We start from the raw sequence: 2,921 nt of genomic DNA, 5'->3' as shown, positions 1-2,921 counted from the left end.
GAAGCAGTCGCGGAAGCTGAACCAGGTGGAGCCGAGGAACATGGCGGTCAGGACGAAGGAGCCGCCGACCATCACCGCCAGGCCCAGTCCGCCGGCCACGGCCATCGCCAGGCCGCCGACCAGCGACAGCACGATGCTGGCCGCCAGCACCACGCCGAACCAGACGATGCCGTAGACCGCCATCGCGCCGAAGTTGCGCAGGCAGGTCACGAGGCTGAAGAACAGGCTCTTGACCGGCGGCACCGCATGCCAGTGCACCAGGGCCGGCGCGTGCCAGAAGGCGAGCGCCAGCGGCAGGTACAGCGCCATGCGCAGCAGCAGCGCGCCCTGGAAGCCGGCGCTCTGGATCACCTCGGGCCGGGGCGCGCCCTGGTCGTCGAAGGCCGAGGCGAAGGGGTCGCCGGTGATGGCCGTGGCCAGCAGGCCGACCAGCAGCACGCCCACCGCATACAGCGCGCCCAGCATGGCCAGCGGCCGGATGCGGTCGCGCACGGCGCGCAGCGCGGCCATGAACAGCACGGCCGAGACGGGCCGGCCGTCGGGTGCGAGGCGCCCGGGCGGCAGGCGGCTGGCCTGCTCGGCCGCGACCATCATCGCCAGGGTGCTGGCCGGCGCCAGCGCCACCGCCAGCGCGCCGCCCACCAGCGGCACGCGCGAGAGCAGCGCGATGGCCGACATGAACAGCATGAACAGCGAGAAGAAGGCCATCGGCTGCCGGCGGAAGGCTGACAGCCCCTCGCGCACCCATCGGGCGCCCGTTCCCGGTGCGACGACGAGCAGCCTCATGCGGCGAGCGCGGGCTGCGGGGCGACCCACGTGGTCGCGGGCGCCTGCGGCGTGCAAGCGCGCCGGCGCAGCACGCGCTCGAAGTGCGCGGGATCGTGCGCCTTGAGCATGCTGGCCTCGCGCGGCAGGTGGAAGTCCCACAGCCGCGAGATCCAGAAGCGCAGCGCGCCGGCGCGCAGCATGGCGGGCAGCAGCGTGCGCTCGGCGGCGGTCAGCGGGCGCACCGACTGGTAGGCGTCCAGCAGCGCGGCGCTGCGCGCGGCGTCGGGCGTGCCGGTGGGCAGGTCGATCGCCCAGTCGTTCAGGCACACGGCGATGTCGAACAGCCAGGTGTCGGTGCCGGCGAAGTAGAAGTCGAACACGCCGGTCAGGCGGGGGGGCTCGCCGGGCGCGCCCTCGCTGAACATCGCGTTGTCGCGGAACAGGTCGGCATGCACCGGCCCGCGCGGCAGCGCGGCATAGGCGGAGGAGGCGGCCACGTGGTTCTGGTAGGCCAGCTCGCCCGCCAGCAGGGCGGCCTGGCGCTCGTCCAGGTGGGGCATGACCACCGGGGCGGTCTCGTTCCACCAGGCCAGGCCGCGCAGGTTGGGCTGGATACGCGGGAAGTCGCGCGCCGCCAGGTGCATGCGCGCCAGCAGGGCGCCGAGTTCGCGGCAGTGGTGCTCGCCCGGCGCCAGCTCGCTGCGGCCGGCCAGCCGGCGGACCACGGCGGCGGGCTTGCCGGCCACGGTGTGCAGCAGGGCGCAGGGGGCGTTGGCCGCCACTTCCAGCGGATGCGCATCGGCGGCGGGGGCCGCCTGGGCCGGGTCGGCCGCGGGCTCGGGCACCGGCAGGCCGCGCTCGGCCAGGTGCTTCATCAGGCACAGGTAGTAGGGCAGCTGGTCGGCGTGCAGGCGCTCGAACAGCGTCAGCACCCATTCGCCCTGGTCGGTGCCGGCGAAGTAGTTGGTGTTCTCGATGCCGCCCTCGATGCCGCGCAGCGACTGCAGCTCGCCCAGGCCCAGCCGGCGCATGAGGGCGCCGGCCTCTTCGGCGCCGACTTCGGTGAAGACCGCCACGGTGCGGCCGTCAGAACTTCAGCACATTCCAGACCCGCGGGCCCTTGTCGCCGCCGCCGGTGGCGGCGCTGCCCTGGCGCGACGGGTCGGCCGGCATGACCTCGTAGGAGGGCATGTTGTTCTTCGGCTGCACGGTGATGTTCTGGGTGACGCCGCCGTAGCGCAGCTCCTCCACGCGGGCGCCCTTGTCCTCGACCGTGATGTGCTCGATCTTCTGGTTGCGGCGCCCGTCCAGCGGCTCGCCCTGCGCCGGCTGCGCCTCGGCGGGGGCCGGCGCGGGCTGGGCATGGAGCAGGGCCGGGGCCAGGGCGCAGCCCGCCGCCAGCAGCGCGGCGTGCAGGGGGGCGAGGAGGTGCGTGCGGGTCATGCCCGGCATTGTAGGTGGGGGCCTGCGCGCGCGCTGTCGGCCGCTGCCGCCTCCCGGGCGCCGAATGCGCCTTCGCGCCGGGCGGGCACAATGGTTTTTTCCGCGCCGCTGCAAGGTCCGCCGTGTCCCCCGGCGGCCTGCGTGCGCCAAGGTGTAGTTCCAATGACCGACAAGAAGACGCTGTTGCTCGTCGACGGCTCCAGCTACCTGTACCGTGCCTTCCACGCCATGCCCGACCTGCGGGCGGTGCCGGGCGACCCCAAGAGCCCGGCCACCGGCGCCATCCGGGGCATGATCAACATGATGCAGGCGCTGCGCCGCGAGGTGCGGGCGGACTACGTGGCCTGCATCTTCGACGCACCCGGCAAGACCTTCCGCGACGACTGGTACCCCGAGTACAAGGCGCACCGCTCGCCCATGCCCGACGACCTGCGCACGCAGATCGAGCCGATCCACCACGTGGTCAAGCTGCTCGGCTGGCCGGTCCTCAGCGTGCCCGACGTGGAGGCCGACGACGTGATCGGCACGCTGGCACGCACCGCGGCCGGGCAGGGCATCGAGGTGATCGTCTCCAGCGGCGTCAAGGACCTGTCGTAGCTCGTCGACGAGCACGTCACCATCATCGACACCATGAACGGCAAGCGCCGCGACGTGGCCGGCGTGACGGCGGAGTTCGGCGTACCGCCGGCGCTGATGATCGACTACCAGAC

Annotated in this window: 3 protein-coding genes and 1 pseudogene; 1 reads left to right on the top strand and 3 read right to left on the bottom strand. The window is 73.2% G+C overall.

All coding sequences use genetic code 11. The annotated features are described in order from the left end of the window. The 3 genes from ACIY1X_RS07580 to ACIY1X_RS07570 all read right to left on the bottom strand — a co-directional run. On the bottom strand, positions 1-786 hold a 786-nt coding region (locus tag ACIY1X_RS07580; protein WP_399679523.1), incomplete at its 3' end, for a BPSS1780 family membrane protein. Further along, positions 783-1,844 (bottom strand): homoserine kinase, encoded by a 1,062-nt coding sequence (locus tag ACIY1X_RS07575; protein WP_399679520.1) that lies wholly within the window; start codon positions 1,842-1,844, stop codon positions 783-785. The genes ACIY1X_RS07575 and ACIY1X_RS07580, both read right to left, overlap by 4 nt. Positions 1,845-1,854: 10 nt before the next feature. Further along, positions 1,855-2,211: a hypothetical protein gene (locus ACIY1X_RS07570; RefSeq protein ID WP_399679518.1), complete on the bottom strand. Its 357-nt coding sequence runs from the start codon at positions 2,209-2,211 to the stop codon at positions 1,855-1,857. A 162-nt stretch (positions 2,212-2,373) separates the two neighbouring features. Between ACIY1X_RS07570 and ACIY1X_RS07565 the strand changes: the two are divergent. Continuing rightward, positions 2,374-2,921, top strand: a pseudogene (locus tag ACIY1X_RS07565) (DNA polymerase I); the annotation flags it as partial.

The sequence above is a fragment of the Xenophilus sp. genome, from assembly GCF_044462705.1.
In the GTDB taxonomy this organism is placed as follows: domain Bacteria; phylum Pseudomonadota; class Gammaproteobacteria; order Burkholderiales; family Burkholderiaceae_C; genus Xenophilus; species Xenophilus azovorans.
This window is presented reverse-complemented; position numbering and strand designations above follow the sequence as displayed.

What these genes read in the sequence shown, in the direction of transcription:
- ACIY1X_RS07570 (WP_399679518.1), bottom strand. Translation starts at nt 2,211, where the DNA reads ATGACCCGCACGCACCTCCTCGCCCCCCTGCACGCCGCGCTGCTGGCG.